Source organism: Pseudomonas sp. (assembly GCF_030150285.1).
Classification (GTDB): Bacteria; Pseudomonadota; Gammaproteobacteria; order Pseudomonadales; family Pseudomonadaceae; genus Aquipseudomonas.
The window spans coordinates 17,783-34,209 of sequence record NZ_JASLGE010000023.1 but is presented as its reverse complement, the minus strand read 5'-3'; the positions used below and the strand labels follow the sequence as shown (position 1 = coordinate 34,209).

Here is a 16,427-nt window from a genome sequence, read left to right as displayed (position 1 = left end):
GTGCAAAGGCAGTGCGCCGGGACTTAAATCAGGGATGTGTTAAATGGTTGTGATGAACCCGCTTGTGCCTGAGATGATCGTCTCGAACCTTGAGCGCAGCTTGCAGTTCTACGTGGAGGTGCTCGGCTTTAGCATCGAGTACCAGCGGCCCGAGGATCTTTTTGCGTTTCTGTCCTTTCATGGCAGCCAGTTGATGCTGGAGCAGGATTATTCGGACGAGTCGCCCTGGCGTGTAGGGCCGCTCGAAGCGCCTTTTGGCCGGGGCATTAACCTGTCGATCAAATGCCCGAACGCCCCCGATGTGATCGCCCGCCTCGAAGCCGCAGGGCAACGCTTGCGCAAACCTCTGGAAGAACGTTGGTATCGCAGCAACGACAGAGCGTTTGGCGAGCGCAACTTTTTGGTGCTCGACCCCGATGGCTACCTGCTGCGGTTTGCCGAAGATCTGGGGAACAGAGCGTTTCAAGAAACGCTGTAGCGGACAGAGACTATTCCCCCGTGCTTTGGCAAACAGGCCACGGGGGATAATGGTCGAACACTTACGCGATATCGCGAAACGACTCGCGCAGGGCCCGGGCACCGTTCGACAGTAACCCGACGTCTGATCCGACGGCGACAAACACCGCTCCGCGTTGCAAATAGGTGCGGGCCATCGCCGGGTCGCCGCTGAGAATACCCACCGCCTTGCCGGCTTCACGAACCTCGTCGATGGCAGTGGTAATGGCTTGTTGCACGTGAGGGTGGCCGGGGTCGCCCAAATGGCCCAGCGACGCCGCGAGGTCAGCGGGGCCGATGAATACGCCGTCTACGCCGTTAACCCGTGCAATCTCAGGCAGGGCCAGCAGGCCGGCCCTGCTTTCGACCTGCACCAGCGTGCAGAGTTGGGCATCAGCGCTGGCGAGGTAATCGGGCACTTGCTGCCAGCGCGAGGCGCGCGCCAAGGCCGCGCCGACCCCGCGTATTCCCTCTGGCGGGTAGCGCGTTGCGGCGACGATCCGCGCCGCTTGCCCGGCGCTTTCGACCATCGGGATCAGCAGCGTCTGAGCACCCAGATCAAGCAGGCGTTTTATTTCTACGCTGTCATCACTGGCGGCTCGGACTACGGCGTAGGCTGTGCTGGCTGCCAGGGCCTGCAGTTGCGCGAGGGTCGAGGGCACGGTATTGGGAGCGTGCTCGTTGTCGATCACCAGCCAGTCGTATCCGCTGCCACCGAGCAGCTCGGCCGTGTAGGCATTGGCCAGGCCCAGCCACAGGCCGATCAACGGATCGCCCTTGCTAAGCGCTTGTTTGAAGGGGTTATGCATGGCTACCTCCTGAGGAGTGAAGGATCAGACGAAGCGACAGCCGACGCTGCCCAGCGGGCCGAAATCGGCATGAAAGGTGTCGCCTGCGTGGGCGTGCACCGGGCGGGTGAAAGAGCCCGAGAGCACGATGTGTCCCGGTTCCAGGCCACTGTCGAACGCGGCCAGGCGGCGGCACAGCCAGGCAACGCCGTTGGCAGGGTGATTGAGCACGCCTGCCGCCAGGCCGGTCTCCTCGATCACGCCGTTACGCATCAGCAGGGCACCCACCCAGCGCAGGTCGAGGTCATCGACGCGTACCGGACGTCCGCCGAGGATGACCCCGGCGTTGGCCGCATTGTCGGCAATCGTGTCGACCACCCGGCGCGGCCGCTGAGTGTCACGGTCGAGCTGTTCGGAGCGCGCATCGATAATCTCCAGCGCAGGCACCACATAACGGGTGGCATCGAGCACATCCAGCAAGGTCACCTGCTCGCCCGCCAACCGACGGTTCAGGATGAAGGCCAGTTCCACCTCCACCCGAGGCCGGATTAACCGCTCGCGGGGGATTTCACCGCCGTCGTCCCAGAGCATGTCATCAAGCAGCACGCCGTAGTCGGGCTCATCAATCTGGGAGGCCATTTGCATCGCCCTTGAGGTGAGGCCGATTTTGTGGCCGATGATCCGCCGGCCACGGGCAAGTTTGATCTGCACCCAGGCCCGCTGGATGGCATAGGCATCGGTGATGCTCATCTCGGGATGGCTTAGCGAGAGTTGGCGAATCTGCTCGCGAGAGCGCTCGGCGCTGTCCAGGCGTTCGGCGCTTTGGCGCACGTCAATTGCATTCAGCATCGCGGCCTCCAGAATGTGCCGGGCGTGGGGCTTGCCAGTTCAACAAATGCTGCGTTTGCCCTTGAGCTTTCAGGGCCTGCCATTGCGGGAGCGTGGGCGTGGAGAGCTGGAAATCGGGTGACACTTCGCAGTACCAGCCGGGGCTGTGCAAGCGCCCGATCAGGGCCATTGGCAAGGGGTCGATAAACATCCGCGTGACATCGGTGACCGCTTCGTCACACAGGTGCACGCCGACGATGTCTGCCAACACGAAGGTTCGCACACCGTCGATATCGATCAACTGACGCACCCGGCACTCCATCGAGCACGGGCTCGAACCGATGCGCGGCACCCCGATTTGCTGGCTCGGGAGCATGTCGAGCCCGGCCTCCTCGGCTTCATTGAGCCCAGCCTCAAAATCAATTGAAGTGATGGCCATGCGCCCAGCCATATTTGCCGAGACCAGATTGACCACAAATTCACCGCGCTCGACGATGTTGCGCGCCGTGTCTTTGGGTTCGCCCGCGCGCGAACCAATGCACAGGCACAGCAACGGTGGGTCCCCGGACATCACATTGAAAAACGAAAACGGCGCGACGTTGATCGCCCCCGAAGCGCTGCACGAACTCACCCAGGCAATGGGCCGGGGAATCACCGTGGAGTGCACCAGGTTGCTGCGTTGCTCGCCGGTCAAAGCCTTCATATCGAAATACATGTCTCACTCCTGCTGGCTACACATTCAGCGATTGTCGGTGGGGCCGGTTTGCTGCTCGCTCGCCGCGACGCCAGCGCTGCGGGCGGTGGCCTGGTGCAGTTCGATCAGGTTTCCTGCCGGGTCGCGCAGGAACAACTGCTTGAGGTTGGGGGAGGCCACGTTATCGAGGGTGAAGTACTCGATACCGCGCTCCAGCAACTCTTGCTCGGCGGCGAGTACGTCCTCGACGGCAAGGGCGAAGTGGTTCGCGACCGGGTCCTGGTCCGGCCGCTTGGCGTACCGGGAAACGCCTTCGCAGCCGAGAATGTGCAGTTGGGTGCCATTGGGCAGGTTGAACCACGAGCCGTAGATGCCGGGGATCTTCCAGCGGGCCGGGTCTTGCGGCAGGGCCAGTACGTCGCGGTAGAAATCCAGCATGGCATCGGCCTGTGCATGGTCGACGCCAAAGCCAACGTGGTGCAATTCAATGACGTTCATGGGCATTACAGATTCCTTGGGAGTTTTTGGTCGAGGTTCAGCCGCGGTTGTTACGAGGCACTATCAAGATAGTACGTTAGGCGTATTATACGCAAACAATACTATTTCCATGGGTTATGATTGGCAACCTTCCCCGTGGCCTTCACCCTTCATGCGCCAGTCGAAAACACCCACCTCCACGCCGGCTGAACGCTGCCCGCAGTCCTTGACGGCTCTTGACGCGACGCGTCCGCACTTGGCGCTGATGCGCGCCAGCGCCGCCGAAAGCACCAGCCACACCCGCGCAGGGCTCGGTCTATTGATGCTGTGGCTGTGCGACGACATCGAACAGAGCGCCAATACCCGCCTCGCGCCGTTTGGGCTGTCTGAGAGCAAGTTTGATGTACTGATGTTCTTCGGTCTGGCCGAGCGCGGCCTGGTGGAGAGTCAAGCGATCACGCCATCCAACATCGCTGAGTATTTCGGCGTGACCCGCTCCACGGTGACCGGTTTGCTGGATTGGCTGGAAAAGCGCGACTTGCTCCGGCGCAAGTTGAGCACCGAAGACCGGCGCAGCTTTGCACTGGAGCTGACCGACGAAGGGCGAACGTTATTGAACCAGGCGCTGCCGGCATTTTGGGAAATGTGCGAATCGCTGACCAGCGGCCTCGATGAAGCGGAATGCCAAGTGCTGCAAAAGGTGCTCGCCAAACTCTGGACACAGCTCAAATCCGGCGCTAGATCGGGGCGGCGCTAGAGACCGCGCAGGGCTGTGGCAAACACCCTCAGCCCTCGCCTGTGAAGTCACATCCCGTATCCATTCCACTCTGTCCTTGATCGTCAATGCGCGCAGGATGCGTTTTTTGTGAACTCAAGGAGTGAGTCATGTCGCTGGCCATCGTTTACAGTCGCGCCCAGGTGGGTGTGGAAGCCCCGTCCGTCACGGTCGAGGTGCACCTTGCCAATGGTTTGCCTGCGCTGACACTGGTCGGGCTGCCCGAAACGGCGGTCAAGGAAAGCAAGGACCGGGTGCGCAGCGCCATCATTAATGCCGGTTTTGATTTCCCCGCACGGCGCATCACCCTCAATTTGGCCCCCGCCGATCTGCCCAAGGACGGTGGGCGTTTTGATGTGGCCATCGCGCTGGGAATACTGGCTGCCAGTGGGCAATTGCCGGCGGTGGCGCTGGAACATATCGAGTGTTTGGGCGAGCTGGCCTTGTCGGGCGCAATTCGGCCGGTACGCGGCGTACTGCCCGCGGCATTGGCCGCCCGGGCGGCGGGCCGGGCGCTGGTCGTGCCGCTGGCAAATGCCGAAGAGGCCAGCCTGGCTTCAGGGTTAACGGTGATCGCGGTCGAGCACCTGCTTCAAGTGGTGGCGCATTTTGCCGGGCGCGCCGTGATCGAGCCTTATGTGGCCAGCGGCTTGTTGAACGTGAGCAAGCCGTACCCCGATTTGAGCGACGTACAAGGCCAACTGTCGGCCAAGCGTGCACTCTTGATCGCCGCCGCCGGCAGTCACAACCTGTTATTTACCGGGCCACCGGGCACCGGTAAAACCTTGCTGGCCAGCCGTTTGCCCGGCCTGTTGCCACCCCTTGATGAGCATGAAGCCCTGGAAGTGGCGGCCATTCAGTCCGTTGCCAGCCATGTGCCACTGGCCAGCTGGCCACAGCGCCCCTTTCGCCAACCGCACCACTCGGCCTCGGGCCCGGCATTGGTCGGAGGCGGTTCGAAACCGCAACCTGGTGAAATTACCCTGGCCCATCACGGGGTGCTGTTTCTCGATGAGTTGCCTGAGTTCGACCGCAAAGTGCTGGAGGTCTTGAGAGAGCCCATGGAGTCGGGCTTTATTGTGATCGCCCGTGCTCGAGACCGAACCCGTTTTCCGGCGCGCTTTCAATTGGTGGCCGCCATGAACCCTTGCCCCTGTGGGTACCTTGGCGAGCCCACGGGCCGCTGCCGTTGCACCCCGGATCAGATTCAGCGTTACCGCAACAAACTCTCAGGGCCGCTGCTCGATCGCATTGATTTACACCTCACGGTGGCCCGCGAAACCACGTCGCTCAACCCGCCCCTGGTTTGCGGCGACACCACGGCCAGCGCGGCGGCGTTGGTCGCCGCAGCCCGCAGGCGGCAGATACAGCGCCAGGGCTGTGCCAATGCCTGCCTCGACCTGCCGGGCGTGCGCAGTCAGTGCACCCTGGATGACGTGGACAGCGCCTGGCTGGAGGCGGCGTGCGAGCGGATGAACCTGTCGCTGAGGGCCGCGCACCGTTTGTTGAAAGTGGCGCGCACGTTGGCGGACCTAGAGCAAGAGGACCGCATCGCGCGTAGACATGTGGCCGAAGCGTTGCAATACCGGCCCGATAACCGCTGATTATTTACCATCAGGTTCCGACAGCGCTGACGCCTGTTTCGAATGGCGGCCTATAACACGTGTTTGACGGCGGGGAGTTCCATTGCCGTGACTTCGCTGTGCAGAAAGTCGCTGAGGCGGCGCAGACGTTCGCCGCCGGGACGGGTTTTGGGCCACACCAGGTAGTAACTTTCGCCGCTGGCCACGGCCACCGGAAATGGCAAGCTCAAGCGGCCCTGAGCCACGTCTTCGGCAACCATCAGCAAGTCACCCATCGAGACACCGTAGCCCCGGGCGGCCGCAATCATGCCCAGTTCCAGCGTATCGAACACTTGCCCGCCCTTGAGCGAGACCTGCCCGGCCAGGCCCATGCAGTCGAGCCAGCGGCGCCAGTCGCGGCGGTCGGGCGTGGGGTGCAGCAATTCGGTCGCCGCCAGGCGCTGGAAATCCCATGGCTGATCGTCAGGCCGCGTCGGTGCACCCACGGGGATCAGCATCTCCGGGAACAATAACGTGGCTTCCCAGTCGGGCGGAAAATGGCCGTTGCTGAGCAACACCGCGCAGTCAAAAGGCTCTTGGTTGAAGTCCACATGGTCGATGTCCATCCACGCGCTGGTCAGTTGCACCTCGTTACCCGCCTGTAAATGCCGAAAGCGGCTCAAGCGGGCCAGTAGCCAGCGCATGGTCAGTGTTGAGGGGGCTTTCATGCGCAAGATGTCATCTTCGGCGCGCAAGGTAGTGCAGGCGCGCTCCAGGGCGCTGAAGCCTTCGCGTACGCCGGGCAGCAACAGACGAGCGGCTTCGGTGAGTTGCAAGGTGCGGCCGTTGCGTTGAAACAACCGGCAGGCAAAGTGCGCCTCCAGCGTTTTGATGTGTCGGCTGACCGCGCTCTGTGTGATCGAAAGCTCTTCTCCTGCGCGAGTAAACGAGCTGTGGCGGGCGGCCGCTTCAAACGCGCGCAAGGCATACAACGGAGGAAGGTTACGAGGCATGAGGAATATTCCGGTCCTACAACGGACAGTCGTTTGAGCGACAGCGTAATCCATGAGTATTACTCATGCCATAGATCGTTTTTATCCCTTTGCTAAAAAGACCCAACACGCCGAAAATCAGGCCTTTTCACGTACCTTAAGAATTATGACCGATGACCAAACAGCATCCAGCACGTACTGAACTCTGGGCCATTTTGCGGCTGGCAGGGCCGCTGGTCGCCTCGCAGTTGGCGCATATGCTGATGGTGCTGACCGACACGCTAATGATGGCGCGCCTGAGCCCCGAAGCCTTGGCAGGCGGAAGTCTGGGAGCGGCCAGCTACTCGTTTGTATCGATTTTTTGCCTGGGGGTGATTGCGGCCGTTGGCACGCTGGTGTCCATCCGCCAGGGCGCGGGCGACATTGAGGGGGCCACGCGACTGACGCAGGCCGGGCTGTGGCTGGCCTGGGGCCTGGCGCTGGGCGGCAGCATTCTGCTGTGGAACATCAAGCCGGTGCTGCTGTTATTTGGGCAAACGCCAAGTAACGTGGAAATGGCCGGCGAGTTCTTGATGCTGCTGCCCCTTGCCTTGCCGGGCTACATGTCATTTATGGCCCTGCGCGGGTTTACCAGCGCCATGGGCCGGCCGGTGCCGGTGATGGTCATCAGTGTGATCGGCACCGTGGCTAACTTCCTGCTCAACTATGCGCTGATTACCGGTATGTTCGGGTTGCCGAAACTGGGTCTGATGGGGATCGGTCTGGTCACGGCCATTGTCGCGTCCTGCATGGCGCTGGGGCTGGCCTGGTATATCCGCTGGCATTCGGCCTACGACGCGTACCCGATTCGAAAAGGCCTGATGCGGATCAATCTGACCTACTTGCGCGAATTGTGGCGCTTGGGGCTGCCGATTGGGGGAACCTATGCCGTCGAAGTCGGGTTGTTTGCGTTTGCGGCACTGTGCATGGGCACGATGGGCAGCACTCAACTGGCGGCCCATCAGATCGCGCTACAGATCGTGTCGGCGGCCTTTATGGTACCGGCGGGCATGTCGTATGCCATCACCATGCGTATTGGCCAGCATTATGGCGGCGGTGATTTGCTGGGCGCACGGCTGGCAGGCCGGGTGGGTATTGGCTTTGGTGCGGCCACCATGCTTGGTTTTTCAGTGGTGTTCTGGTTCTGGCCCAACGAACTGGTCGGCTTGTTCCTGGACTACAACGACCCGGCGTTCCGGCCCGTGTTTGAGCTGGCCGTGAGCCTGTTGGCCGTGGCCGCCTGGTTTGAACTGTTTGACGGCACACAAACCATCGCAATGGGGGCCATTCGCGGGCTCAAGGACGCGAAGACAACCTTTTGGGTCGGGTTGTTCTGTTATTGGGCGATTGGTGCCCCGATGGCCTGGTCACTGGCCTTCACCTTCAATTGGGGGCCAACTGGCGTGTGGTGGGGCTTGGCGTTGGGCCTGGCATGCGCGGCCGTAAGTTTGACGCTGGCGTTCGAGTGGAAGATGCGGCGCATGCTCAAGCGTGAGCGCAAAGCCTCGAGCGTCGCAGGGTTGAGCCGAGTGCCTCACTAGCGCAGGCTGCCACACCTTTCACCTCTTTTGGGCGCGATGACAGGCGTGTTCTCGCGTTCAAAAGCATAGTGCCCACAGCGCTCAAGGAAGTGGACTCTATCTCCTTGTATGAGGTGAATGGGGCCCTTTCAGAATAACCCTACATCCCGTCTCGTATGTAATTGCTAGCGTGTTGGTCCGAATTTTTACCGCCCTTTGATGGGCATTCGACCACTCAGGCAATGTTCTGATGCTTTCTATTTATCAGCTAAAACCGGCTTTCCAGAGGCTTTTGCGCCCGCTGGTTCAGCGCCTTTACGACCACGGTGTAACGGCTAACCAGATCACGCTGCTGGCAGGGGTGGTTTCTGTGCTGCTCGGCCTGCTGCTTGCCGGTTTCCCCCATTACCCGTGGCTGTTTGCACTCATCCCGCTGTGGATGGTGGTGCGCATGGCCCTGAATGCTATCGACGGCATGCTCGCCCGGGAGTTTGGCCAACAGTCGACGCTCGGCGCTTACCTCAATGAACTGTGTGACGTGGTGGCTGACACCGCGCTGATCCTGCCGTTCGCCCTGATTTCTGGCGTCAGCCTGCTCCCCGTGATGCTGGTGACCCTGCTTGCGCTGCTCAGCGAATACGCCGGCGTGTTGGGGCCAATGGTCGGGGCGTCGCGGCGTTACGACGGGCCCATGGGCAAGAGTGATCGGGCCTTTGTATTCGGTGTCATGGCGCTCGGCGTAGCGCTGGGCTGGCTCAGTGCAGGCGTGCTTGACACGGTGATGTGGCTGGTCGCTGCCTTGCTTGCCTGCACCCTGATCAACCGGGTGCGCCAAGGGCTCAAGGAAGAAAAAACCTCTTTTTCGGCATAAGGGTTTTGCGATGCGTGAACACCAGGAACATAGGTTTTGCACCCATGACGGTGTTGAGCTTTTCTATCGTCATTGGGCCCCCACGGTGCCTTGCAGCGATAAACCGCGCAAAGCGATTTTGTTGTTTCATCGAGGTCATGAACACTCGGGGCGTATGGCTCATCTGGTCGAAGAGCTAGACCTTCCAACGTTCGATTTTTTCGCGTGGGACGCCCGCGGCCATGGTCTATCCCCAGGTGCTCGCGGTGATAGCCCCAGTTTTTCCAAGAGCGTGCGAGATGTCCAAACCTTTTGCGAGCATATCGACGCCACCTATTGCATCGCCACCGATAACCTTGCGGTGATAGCCCAAAGCGTAGGTGCAGTGATTGTTGCCACCTGGGTTCATGATTACGCGCCTAAAATTCGCGCCCTTGTGCTTGCCTCGCCCGCGTTCAAGGTCAAACTTTACCTACCTTTAGCCCGTATCGGCCTAGCGCTCATGCGCACCTTTCGCGGCAACTTCTTCGTCCGTAGTTATGTGAAGGCAAGGTTTCTCAGTCATGACCGTGAGCGCGTTGCGTCTTACAACACCGACACGCTGATCACCCAAGCCATTTCAGTGAATGTGCTGCTAGGCGTGTGCGAAGCAGCCGACCGGGTTGTTGCCGATGCTCAAGCGATTCAGGTGCCTACTCAATTGTTGATCTCCGGTTCCGACTTTGTGGTCCATCGCAAACCTCAGCAGAAATTTTTCGACCGCCTTGGCAGCCTGAAAAAGGAATTGCACATTTTGCCGGGCTTTTTCCACGATACGCTCGGTGAGCGTGATCGCGCCGTTGCCTTGAAAAGTACCAAGCGTTTTATCCTGCACAATTTTGACTCTTCCCTAGACTGCGCCTCCTTGCTGGACGCCGACAAAATCGGCGCGACCTGTGCGGAGTCAGAGGCTCTCGCCGCACCTTTAGTCCCCAACTCACTATGCGATCTGTATTGGCGCATGGCTCGAGCCAGCCTACGGTTGGGGGGAATGATGTCCGAAGGTATCAAATTGGGTTTCGATACCGGGTTCGATTCCGGTAGCACCCTGGATTACGTCTATCGCAACGAACCGGCTGGCAAGGGTGCACTCGGGCGCAGGATCGACGCCAATTACCTGAAATCGATCGGTTGGCTCGGCATTCGGCAGCGCAAGTTGAACATTGAAGAGCTGCTACGCCTGGCGATGGCCAAGCTTCGACTTGAAGGGCGTGAAGTCCATCTCGTCGATATCGCCGCGGGTCACGGGCGTTACATTCTTGATGCATTGGACACTGTCACGCCGCTGCCCGAGTCAGTCCTGTTACGCGATTACAGTGATATCAATGTGGAGAAAGGCTGTGCGCTGATTCGTGAGAAGGGTTTGGCTCATCGAGCACAGTTCATCAAAGGCGATGCGTTTGACCAGTCGAGTCTTGCTGCACTGGAGGCGAAACAGACATTAGCAGTCGTGTCCGGCTTGTACGAACTGTTTGCGGATAACGCGATGGTTGGCGGCTCCTTGGCCGGGCTTGCCGATGCCGTTGAGCCGGGCGGCTACCTGGTCTACACCGGTCAGCCGTGGCACCCGCAATTGGAACTGATCGCCCGTGTCCTCACCAGTCACCGTCAGGGGCTGCCGTGGGTTATGCGCCGTCGTAGCCAAGCAGAAATGGATCAACTGGTGGAGGCTGCTGGCTTTCGAAAAATTACCCAACGAGTCGATGAGTGGGGAATTTTCACCGTGTCTCTGGCGCAGAAAGCCTGACCATTCGATGCCCCTATGCCGGTGACGCTGGCCATCATTCTCGTGAGCCCATGGCTGGTATTTATAAGAGGAGGAACCCCCTATGTTGGAGCGCGTTGTGGCCACTTTAATGACCTCGGCGGCCCGCACCGTGACGGGTGCGCGCAGTTTGTGGTTGGGGTGCGCGCCGGTACCTGTGCAGCGTATCTACTTTGCCAACCACAGCAGTCACGGTGATTTTGTGCTGCTGTGGTCCTCTTTGCCTTCCAGCTTGCGGGCACTCACACGGCCCGTGGCGGGGAGTGATTACTGGCAGAAAACGGCGGTGCGCCGCTACATCATTACCCAGGTTTTCAACGGCGTGTTGGTCGATCGCGAGCGCAAAGACTTTGCCGATAACCCCCTGCAGTCGATGGAAAACGCACTGGAAGCTGGCGATTCGCTGATCATTTTTCCGGAAGGTACCCGTAACCTGGAAGAGGGGCTGCTGGCGTTTAAAAGCGGGCTTTATCACTTGGCTAAAAGCCACCCGCAAGCACAGTTGGTCCCGGTCTGGATCTCTAACCTCAACAGGGTGATGCCCAAAGGCCGCTTTTTGCCCCTGCCGTTGCTGTGCACCACACACTTTGGCGCGCCCTTGCAGTTGGACGCGTCTGAAGACAAGGCGGTGTTTCTTGCCCGTGCCCGCGACGCCCTGCTCGCCCTCGCTCCGGAGCACTCGTGATATGCACGCTCAAACGTTGATGCTGTTCGGTGGGGTGGGTTCGATTCTGGTGCTTGCCTCGCTGACTGGCTTTGTCCTGAAAAGACGAACTCATGGGGTCGCGAACCCTGTGATCGATAACCTCAATGCCCGCATCAAAGCCTGGTGGGTGATGGTCGTTGTTATCGGCATCGCCTTTGGGCTTGGCTCCGGTGCCGTGATCCTGTTGTTTTACACCGTGTCTTTCTATGCACTGCGGGAGTTTCTTACCCTCACCCCGACACGGCGCAGCGACTACCCTGCCCTGGCGGCTGCGTTTTATCTGGCCTTGCCGCTGCAATATGTTCTGATCTATGTGGACTGGTACGGGCTGTTCTCGATCTTTATTCCGGTGTATGTGTTCCTGCTTTTGCCGATCCTCGCGTCTCTGGGAGGCGACAGTACGCACTTTCTGGAGCGCACGTCGAAAGTGCAGTGGGGGTTGATGATTGCAGTGTTCTGCGTGTCATTCGTGCCTGCACTGTTGACGCTGAACATTGCCGGCTATGAGGGGCGTAACCTGCTGTTGATCGCCTATCTGGTGATTGTGGTGCAGTTGTCGGACGTCTTGCAGTACGTCTGCGGCAAGCTGTTCGGTAAACACAAGATCGCCCCTAACCTGTCGCCGTCCAAAACGGTTGAAGGGTTTGTTGGCGGTGTTCTGCTGTCCTCGCTGGTCGGCGCATCGTTGTGGTGGGCCACGCCATTTAACGTGTGGCAGTCGTTCCTGATTGCACTGTTGATCAACGTGCTGGGGTTTGCCGGCGGGATTGTGATGTCAGCGATCAAGCGCGACCGGGGCGTCAAGGATTGGGGGCACATGATCGAAGGGCATGGCGGGATGCTGGATCGGTTGGACTCCGTGTGTTTTGCCGCCCCGATTTTCTTTCACCTTGTGCGGTACTGGTGGGCCTGAGGCCTGCCGGCCTCGCCCACCTTAAACCGCGTGCGGTACCTGTTGTTGGGTACCTTGGGCCAGGAATTCCAGCAGCTCTGCCAGCGGCAGTGGCTTACTGATGAAGTAGCCCTGCACCTGATCGCACCCGAAATCGCGCAGAAGCGCCAGTTGCTCGGGCGTTTCCACCCCTTCAGCGACGACTTGCAACTGGAGGTTGTGGGCCAGGTTGATCATGGCATGCACCAGTTTGCGGTTTTCATCTCGGCTTTCCATGCCGCCCACAAAGCTTTTGTCGATCTTGAGCAGTGCAATCGGCAAGCTATTGAGGTGCACAAAGGATGAGAACCCGGTACCGAAGTCATCCAGGGAAAAGCGCACACCAAGCCGCCCCAAGGCGTCCATCGTTTGCTTGACCAGGTCGCTGCGACGCATCACGGCCGTTTCGGTCAGTTCAAACTCCAGCCATTGGGCTTCAATACCACGCTCGCTGATGAGGCGGCTAAGGGTTGAGAGTAACTGGCTGTCCTGGAACTGACGGAACGACAGGTTGACCGCCATGTGTAAGGCGGTCAGCCCGCGCTCGCGCAACGTCTGCATATCGCGCAGCGCCCGTGAAATGACCCAATACCCCAGCGGTACGATCAGCCCGCTCTGCTCGGCCAACGGTACAAATTCGCTGGGTGCCAGCAAGCCGCGCTCGCTGTGGCGCCAGCGCACCAGGGCTTCAAGCCCGACAATGTTGCCCGTGCCCAGATCAAGGCGCGGCTGATAATGCAGCTCCAGTTCGTCACGGCGCAGGGCGCGGCGCAGCTCGCTTTCGAGGTCGGCCAGGCTACGGGCATTGCGGTTGATACGCTCATCAAACACATGGTAAGTACAGCCTTGGGTGCTTTTGGCCTGCTGCATGGCGATATGCGCATGCCACATCAATGGGTCCGCCCCGGCGTTGGCGCGAGCATGCGCAATGCCCAGGCTGCTGCCAATCAGCAGGCTTTCGCCGTCGATCCAGTAAGGCTCGGCCATGACTTCGGTGATGCGCTCAGCCATCCATTCGGCCCGCTCCGGCGCGCGCCGGGTATCAATCAGCAAGGCGAATTCATCGCTGCCCAGTCGGGCCAGTTGGTCGCAGGCTTCAAGCTGGCCTCTGAGGCGTGCCACGACTTGCAGGATCAGGCGGTCACCCGCTTGATGGCCCAAGGCGTCATTGGCGTGCCGGAAGTTGTCCAGGTCCAAGTGCCCGAGTGCCACGCCGCGCCCTTCGTTTTCAGCCAAACGCACGGCCAGCAGGGTCTGGAAGCCTTGGCGGTTGGCGATGCCGGTTAGCGGGTCTTCTTCGGCGAGCCGTTGCAGCGTGTGTTCGAGCACACCGCGCTCGCGGGCATGGCGCAGGCAACGGCGCAAAACATCGGTGTTCAGGGTGGTGTTGACCAGCCAGTCGCTGACCCCTTGGGGCGGGACTTCAGGTTCGGTGTCGAGCAGCAGAACCGTGGGCAGGCGGCATCGCCCCGTGGCAGGTTGCAACACGGGTGTTGTCAGGAGCAGTGCGTTTCGATCGTTCTCGAACAAATAGCTGACGGACTCCCAGGTTGGCGCGCAAATCAGTACGGCCGCGCTCCCCATTGGTGCCAGACACTCACGCAATAGCGCTGCCCAAGACGGCTCTCTGGCCAGTAGCAGCAAACGCAAGGGTTCGATATGCGTAGTCAAACTAGCTCCCTAGACTCTGCATAAATTCAGGCGAAAGGCATTATGACGTGCCGTCAAGTAATGGCAAATGAGACCCGATTACTCATACATGTGGCTAACGCATACCGAACGGTAGACGCAAAACAGTCAGTCATCCTGCGTCAAAGTAACAAAAGCGGCAAATTTAGATAGAGAGTGACGTCACACTGTCGCACAGAGGCGGCAATATCTGCTCAGCCTGTTAAAATGCCCGCCCTTTTTACAAGCGACTCCTGACCTCGTCATGTCCCGACTCAATCCCCGGCAGCAAGAAGCCGTGAGCTACGTCGGCGGCCCTCTTTTGGTGCTCGCCGGCGCTGGCTCCGGCAAAACCAGCGTTATTACCCGAAAAATCGCGCATCTGATTCAGAATTGTGGCATTCGCGCCCAGTACATTGTCGCCATGACCTTTACCAACAAGGCGGCGCGCGAGATGAAGGAGCGGGTGGGCTCGCTGCTTAAAAAGGGTGAGGGTCGCGGGCTGACGGTGTGTACGTTCCACAACCTGGGGCTGAACATCATTCGCAAGGAACACGCGCGGCTGGGCTATAAGCCGGGGTTTTCGATCTTTGACGAAGCGGACGTCAAGGCGCTGATGGCCGACATCATGCAAAAGGAATACTCGGGCGACGACGGGGTCGATGAAATCAAGAACATGATCGGTTCGTGGAAAAACGACCTGATCCTGCCGCCCCAGGCCCTGGAAAATGCGCGCAACCCCAAGGAGCAGACGGCGGCCATCGTCTATACCCACTACCAGCGCACGCTCAAAGCCTATAACGCCGTGGATTTTGACGACCTGATCCTGCTTCCGGTGAAGTTGTTTGAAGAACATGCCGACATTCTTGAAAAATGGCAGAACAAGGTGCGTTACCTGCTGGTAGACGAATATCAGGACACCAATGCCAGCCAGTATTTGCTGGTGAAGTACCTGATAGGCAAGCGCAACCAGTTCACCGTGGTAGGCGACGACGACCAGTCGATCTACGCGTGGCGCGGTGCTCGCCCGGAAAACCTGATGCTGCTCAAGGACGATTACCCGTCGCTGAAAGTGGTAATGCTGGAGCAGAACTACCGCTCCACCAGCCGTATTCTGCGCTGCGCCAACGTCTTGATCGCCAACAACCCGCACGCGTTCGAAAAGCAGTTATGGAGTGAAATGGGCCACGGTGACGAGATCCGGGTCATTCGCTGCCGCAATGAAGACGCCGAAGCCGAGCGTGTGGCGGTTGAAATCCTCACCTTGCACTTGCGTACGGACCGGCCTTATAGCGATTTCGCGATCCTCTATCGCGGTAACTACCAGGCCAAGCTGATTGAGCTGAAACTGCAGCACCATCAGATTCCTTACCGTCTTTCGGGGGGTAACAGCTTTTTCGGTCGCCAGGAAGTCAAAGACCTGATGGCCTATTTCCGGCTGATCGTGAACCCGGATGACGACAACGCCTTCCTGCGGGTGATCAACGTCCCGCGTCGCGAGATCGGGTCGACCACGCTGGAAAAGCTGGGTAACTACGCCACCGAACGAAAAATCTCGATGTACGCCGCCACCGACGAGATCGGGCTGGGTGAGCATCTGGACGCCCGCTACACCGACCGGTTGGTACGGTTTAAACGGTTTATGGACCGTGTTCGCGAGCACTGCTCGGGCGAAGACCCGATTGCGGCGCTGCGCAGCATGATCATGGACATCGACTACGAAAATTGGCTACGGACCAACAGCTCCAGCGATAAAGCCGCAGACTACCGTATGTCCAACGTCTGGTTTTTGGTCGAGGCGTTGAAAAATACGCTCGAGAAAGACGAAGACGGGGCCATGACGGTTGAAGAAGCCATCGGCAAGTTGGTGCTGCGTGACATGCTGGAGCGCCAGCAGGAAGAGGAAGACGGTGCCGAAGGCGTGCAAATGATGACGTTGCACGCGTCCAAAGGCCTGGAATTTCCCTACGTGTTCATCATGGGCATGGAAGAAGAGATTCTGCCGCACCGCTCCAGTATTGAAGCGGACACCATCGAAGAAGAGCGCCGGTTGGCCTACGTGGGCATTACCCGTGCGCGTCAGACGCTGGCATTTACCTTTGCGGCCAAGCGCAAGCAGTACGGTGAGATCATCGATTGCGCGCCGAGCCGCTTCCTTGATGAGTTGCCACCGGACGATCTCGCCTGGGAAGGCAACGACGACACCCCTACCGAAGTTAAAGCGGTTCGCGGAAATACAGCATTGGCTGATATACGCGCGATGCTAAAACGCTAAAATCGACTATTTTTTACCCTACC

General features: G+C 59.6%; 15 protein-coding genes. 9 read left to right on the top strand and 6 right to left on the bottom strand.

Annotated elements, in window-relative coordinates; genetic code table 11:
• The first annotated feature begins 43 nt into the window (after positions 1-43).
• Positions 44-478, top strand: coding sequence for a VOC family protein (locus Q1W15_RS04020; RefSeq protein WP_300722720.1), 435 nt, complete (start codon positions 44-46; stop codon positions 476-478).
• 61 nt (positions 479-539) lie between these two features.
• Here Q1W15_RS04020 and hpaI read toward each other — a convergent pair whose 3' ends face one another.
• The 4 genes from hpaI to Q1W15_RS04000 are packed head-to-tail and all read right to left on the bottom strand — an operon-like array spanning position 540 to position 3,309.
• The gene (gene hpaI, locus Q1W15_RS04015) at positions 540-1,304 is read right to left on the bottom strand and encodes a 4-hydroxy-2-oxoheptanedioate aldolase (RefSeq protein ID WP_300722709.1); all 765 of its coding nucleotides are present in this window, start codon (positions 1,302-1,304) and stop codon (positions 540-542) included.
• A gap of 24 nt (positions 1,305-1,328) precedes the next feature.
• The gene (gene hpaH, locus Q1W15_RS04010; RefSeq protein ID WP_300722696.1) at positions 1,329-2,132 is read right to left on the bottom strand and encodes a 2-oxo-hept-4-ene-1,7-dioate hydratase; all 804 of its coding nucleotides are present in this window, start codon (positions 2,130-2,132) and stop codon (positions 1,329-1,331) included.
• The gene (locus tag Q1W15_RS04005) at positions 2,116-2,826 is read right to left on the bottom strand and encodes a flavin reductase family protein (RefSeq protein ID WP_300722686.1); all 711 of its coding nucleotides are present in this window, start codon (positions 2,824-2,826) and stop codon (positions 2,116-2,118) included. Before Q1W15_RS04005 ends, hpaH begins: the two co-directional genes overlap by 17 nt.
• A 24-nt stretch (positions 2,827-2,850) precedes the next feature.
• Positions 2,851-3,309, bottom strand: coding sequence for a VOC family protein (locus Q1W15_RS04000; RefSeq protein ID WP_300722674.1), 459 nt, complete (start codon positions 3,307-3,309; stop codon positions 2,851-2,853).
• A gap of 145 nt (positions 3,310-3,454) precedes the next feature.
• Between Q1W15_RS04000 and Q1W15_RS03995 the strand changes: the two genes are divergently transcribed.
• Together Q1W15_RS03995 and Q1W15_RS03990 are read left to right on the top strand one after the other, a co-directional pair.
• On the top strand, positions 3,455-4,039 hold the full coding sequence (locus Q1W15_RS03995; RefSeq protein ID WP_300722661.1) for a MarR family winged helix-turn-helix transcriptional regulator: 585 nt from the start codon (positions 3,455-3,457) through the stop codon (positions 4,037-4,039).
• Positions 4,040-4,167: 128 nt separating this feature from the next.
• Complete coding sequence (locus tag Q1W15_RS03990; RefSeq protein ID WP_300722648.1) at positions 4,168-5,661, top strand: YifB family Mg chelatase-like AAA ATPase; 1,494 nt, start codon at positions 4,168-4,170, stop codon at positions 5,659-5,661.
• A 50-nt stretch (positions 5,662-5,711) separates the two neighbouring features.
• On the opposite strand, the gene Q1W15_RS03985 is transcribed toward Q1W15_RS03990, so the two are convergent.
• On the bottom strand, positions 5,712-6,632 hold the full coding sequence (locus Q1W15_RS03985; RefSeq protein ID WP_300722633.1) for a LysR substrate-binding domain-containing protein: 921 nt from the start codon (positions 6,630-6,632) through the stop codon (positions 5,712-5,714).
• Between the two features lie 152 nt (positions 6,633-6,784).
• Between Q1W15_RS03985 and Q1W15_RS03980 the strand changes: the two genes are divergently transcribed.
• The 5 genes from Q1W15_RS03980 to Q1W15_RS03960 all read left to right on the top strand — a co-directional run bounded on the left by Q1W15_RS03980 (position 6,785) and on the right by Q1W15_RS03960 (position 12,443).
• The gene (locus Q1W15_RS03980; RefSeq protein ID WP_300722618.1) at positions 6,785-8,191 is read left to right on the top strand and encodes a NorM family multidrug efflux MATE transporter; all 1,407 of its coding nucleotides are present in this window, start codon (positions 6,785-6,787) and stop codon (positions 8,189-8,191) included.
• 229 nt (positions 8,192-8,420) lie between these two features.
• The gene (locus tag Q1W15_RS03975) at positions 8,421-9,041 is read left to right on the top strand and encodes a CDP-alcohol phosphatidyltransferase family protein (protein WP_300722600.1); all 621 of its coding nucleotides are present in this window, start codon (positions 8,421-8,423) and stop codon (positions 9,039-9,041) included.
• Positions 9,042-9,051: 10 nt separating this feature from the next.
• On the top strand, positions 9,052-10,806 hold the full coding sequence (locus Q1W15_RS03970) for a bifunctional alpha/beta hydrolase/class I SAM-dependent methyltransferase (RefSeq protein ID WP_300722586.1): 1,755 nt from the start codon (positions 9,052-9,054) through the stop codon (positions 10,804-10,806).
• A gap of 82 nt (positions 10,807-10,888) precedes the next feature.
• Positions 10,889-11,509 (top strand): lysophospholipid acyltransferase family protein, encoded by a 621-nt coding sequence (locus Q1W15_RS03965; RefSeq protein WP_300722579.1) that lies wholly within the window; start codon positions 10,889-10,891, stop codon positions 11,507-11,509.
• 1 nt (position 11,510) lies between these two features.
• A complete protein-coding gene (locus Q1W15_RS03960) occupies positions 11,511-12,443 on the top strand; it encodes a phosphatidate cytidylyltransferase (RefSeq protein WP_300722565.1) in 933 nt (310 codons plus the stop codon).
• Positions 12,444-12,464: 21 nt separating this feature from the next.
• Here Q1W15_RS03960 and Q1W15_RS03955 read toward each other — a convergent pair whose 3' ends face one another.
• Entirely contained in the window at positions 12,465-14,132 is a 1,668-nt protein-coding gene (locus tag Q1W15_RS03955) for a bifunctional diguanylate cyclase/phosphodiesterase (RefSeq protein ID WP_300722549.1), read from the bottom strand.
• A 262-nt stretch (positions 14,133-14,394) separates the two neighbouring features.
• Between Q1W15_RS03955 and rep the strand changes: the two genes are divergently transcribed.
• A complete protein-coding gene (rep, locus tag Q1W15_RS03950; RefSeq protein WP_300722534.1) occupies positions 14,395-16,404 on the top strand; it encodes a DNA helicase Rep in 2,010 nt (669 codons plus the stop codon).
• Positions 16,405-16,427 lie beyond the last annotated feature (23 nt).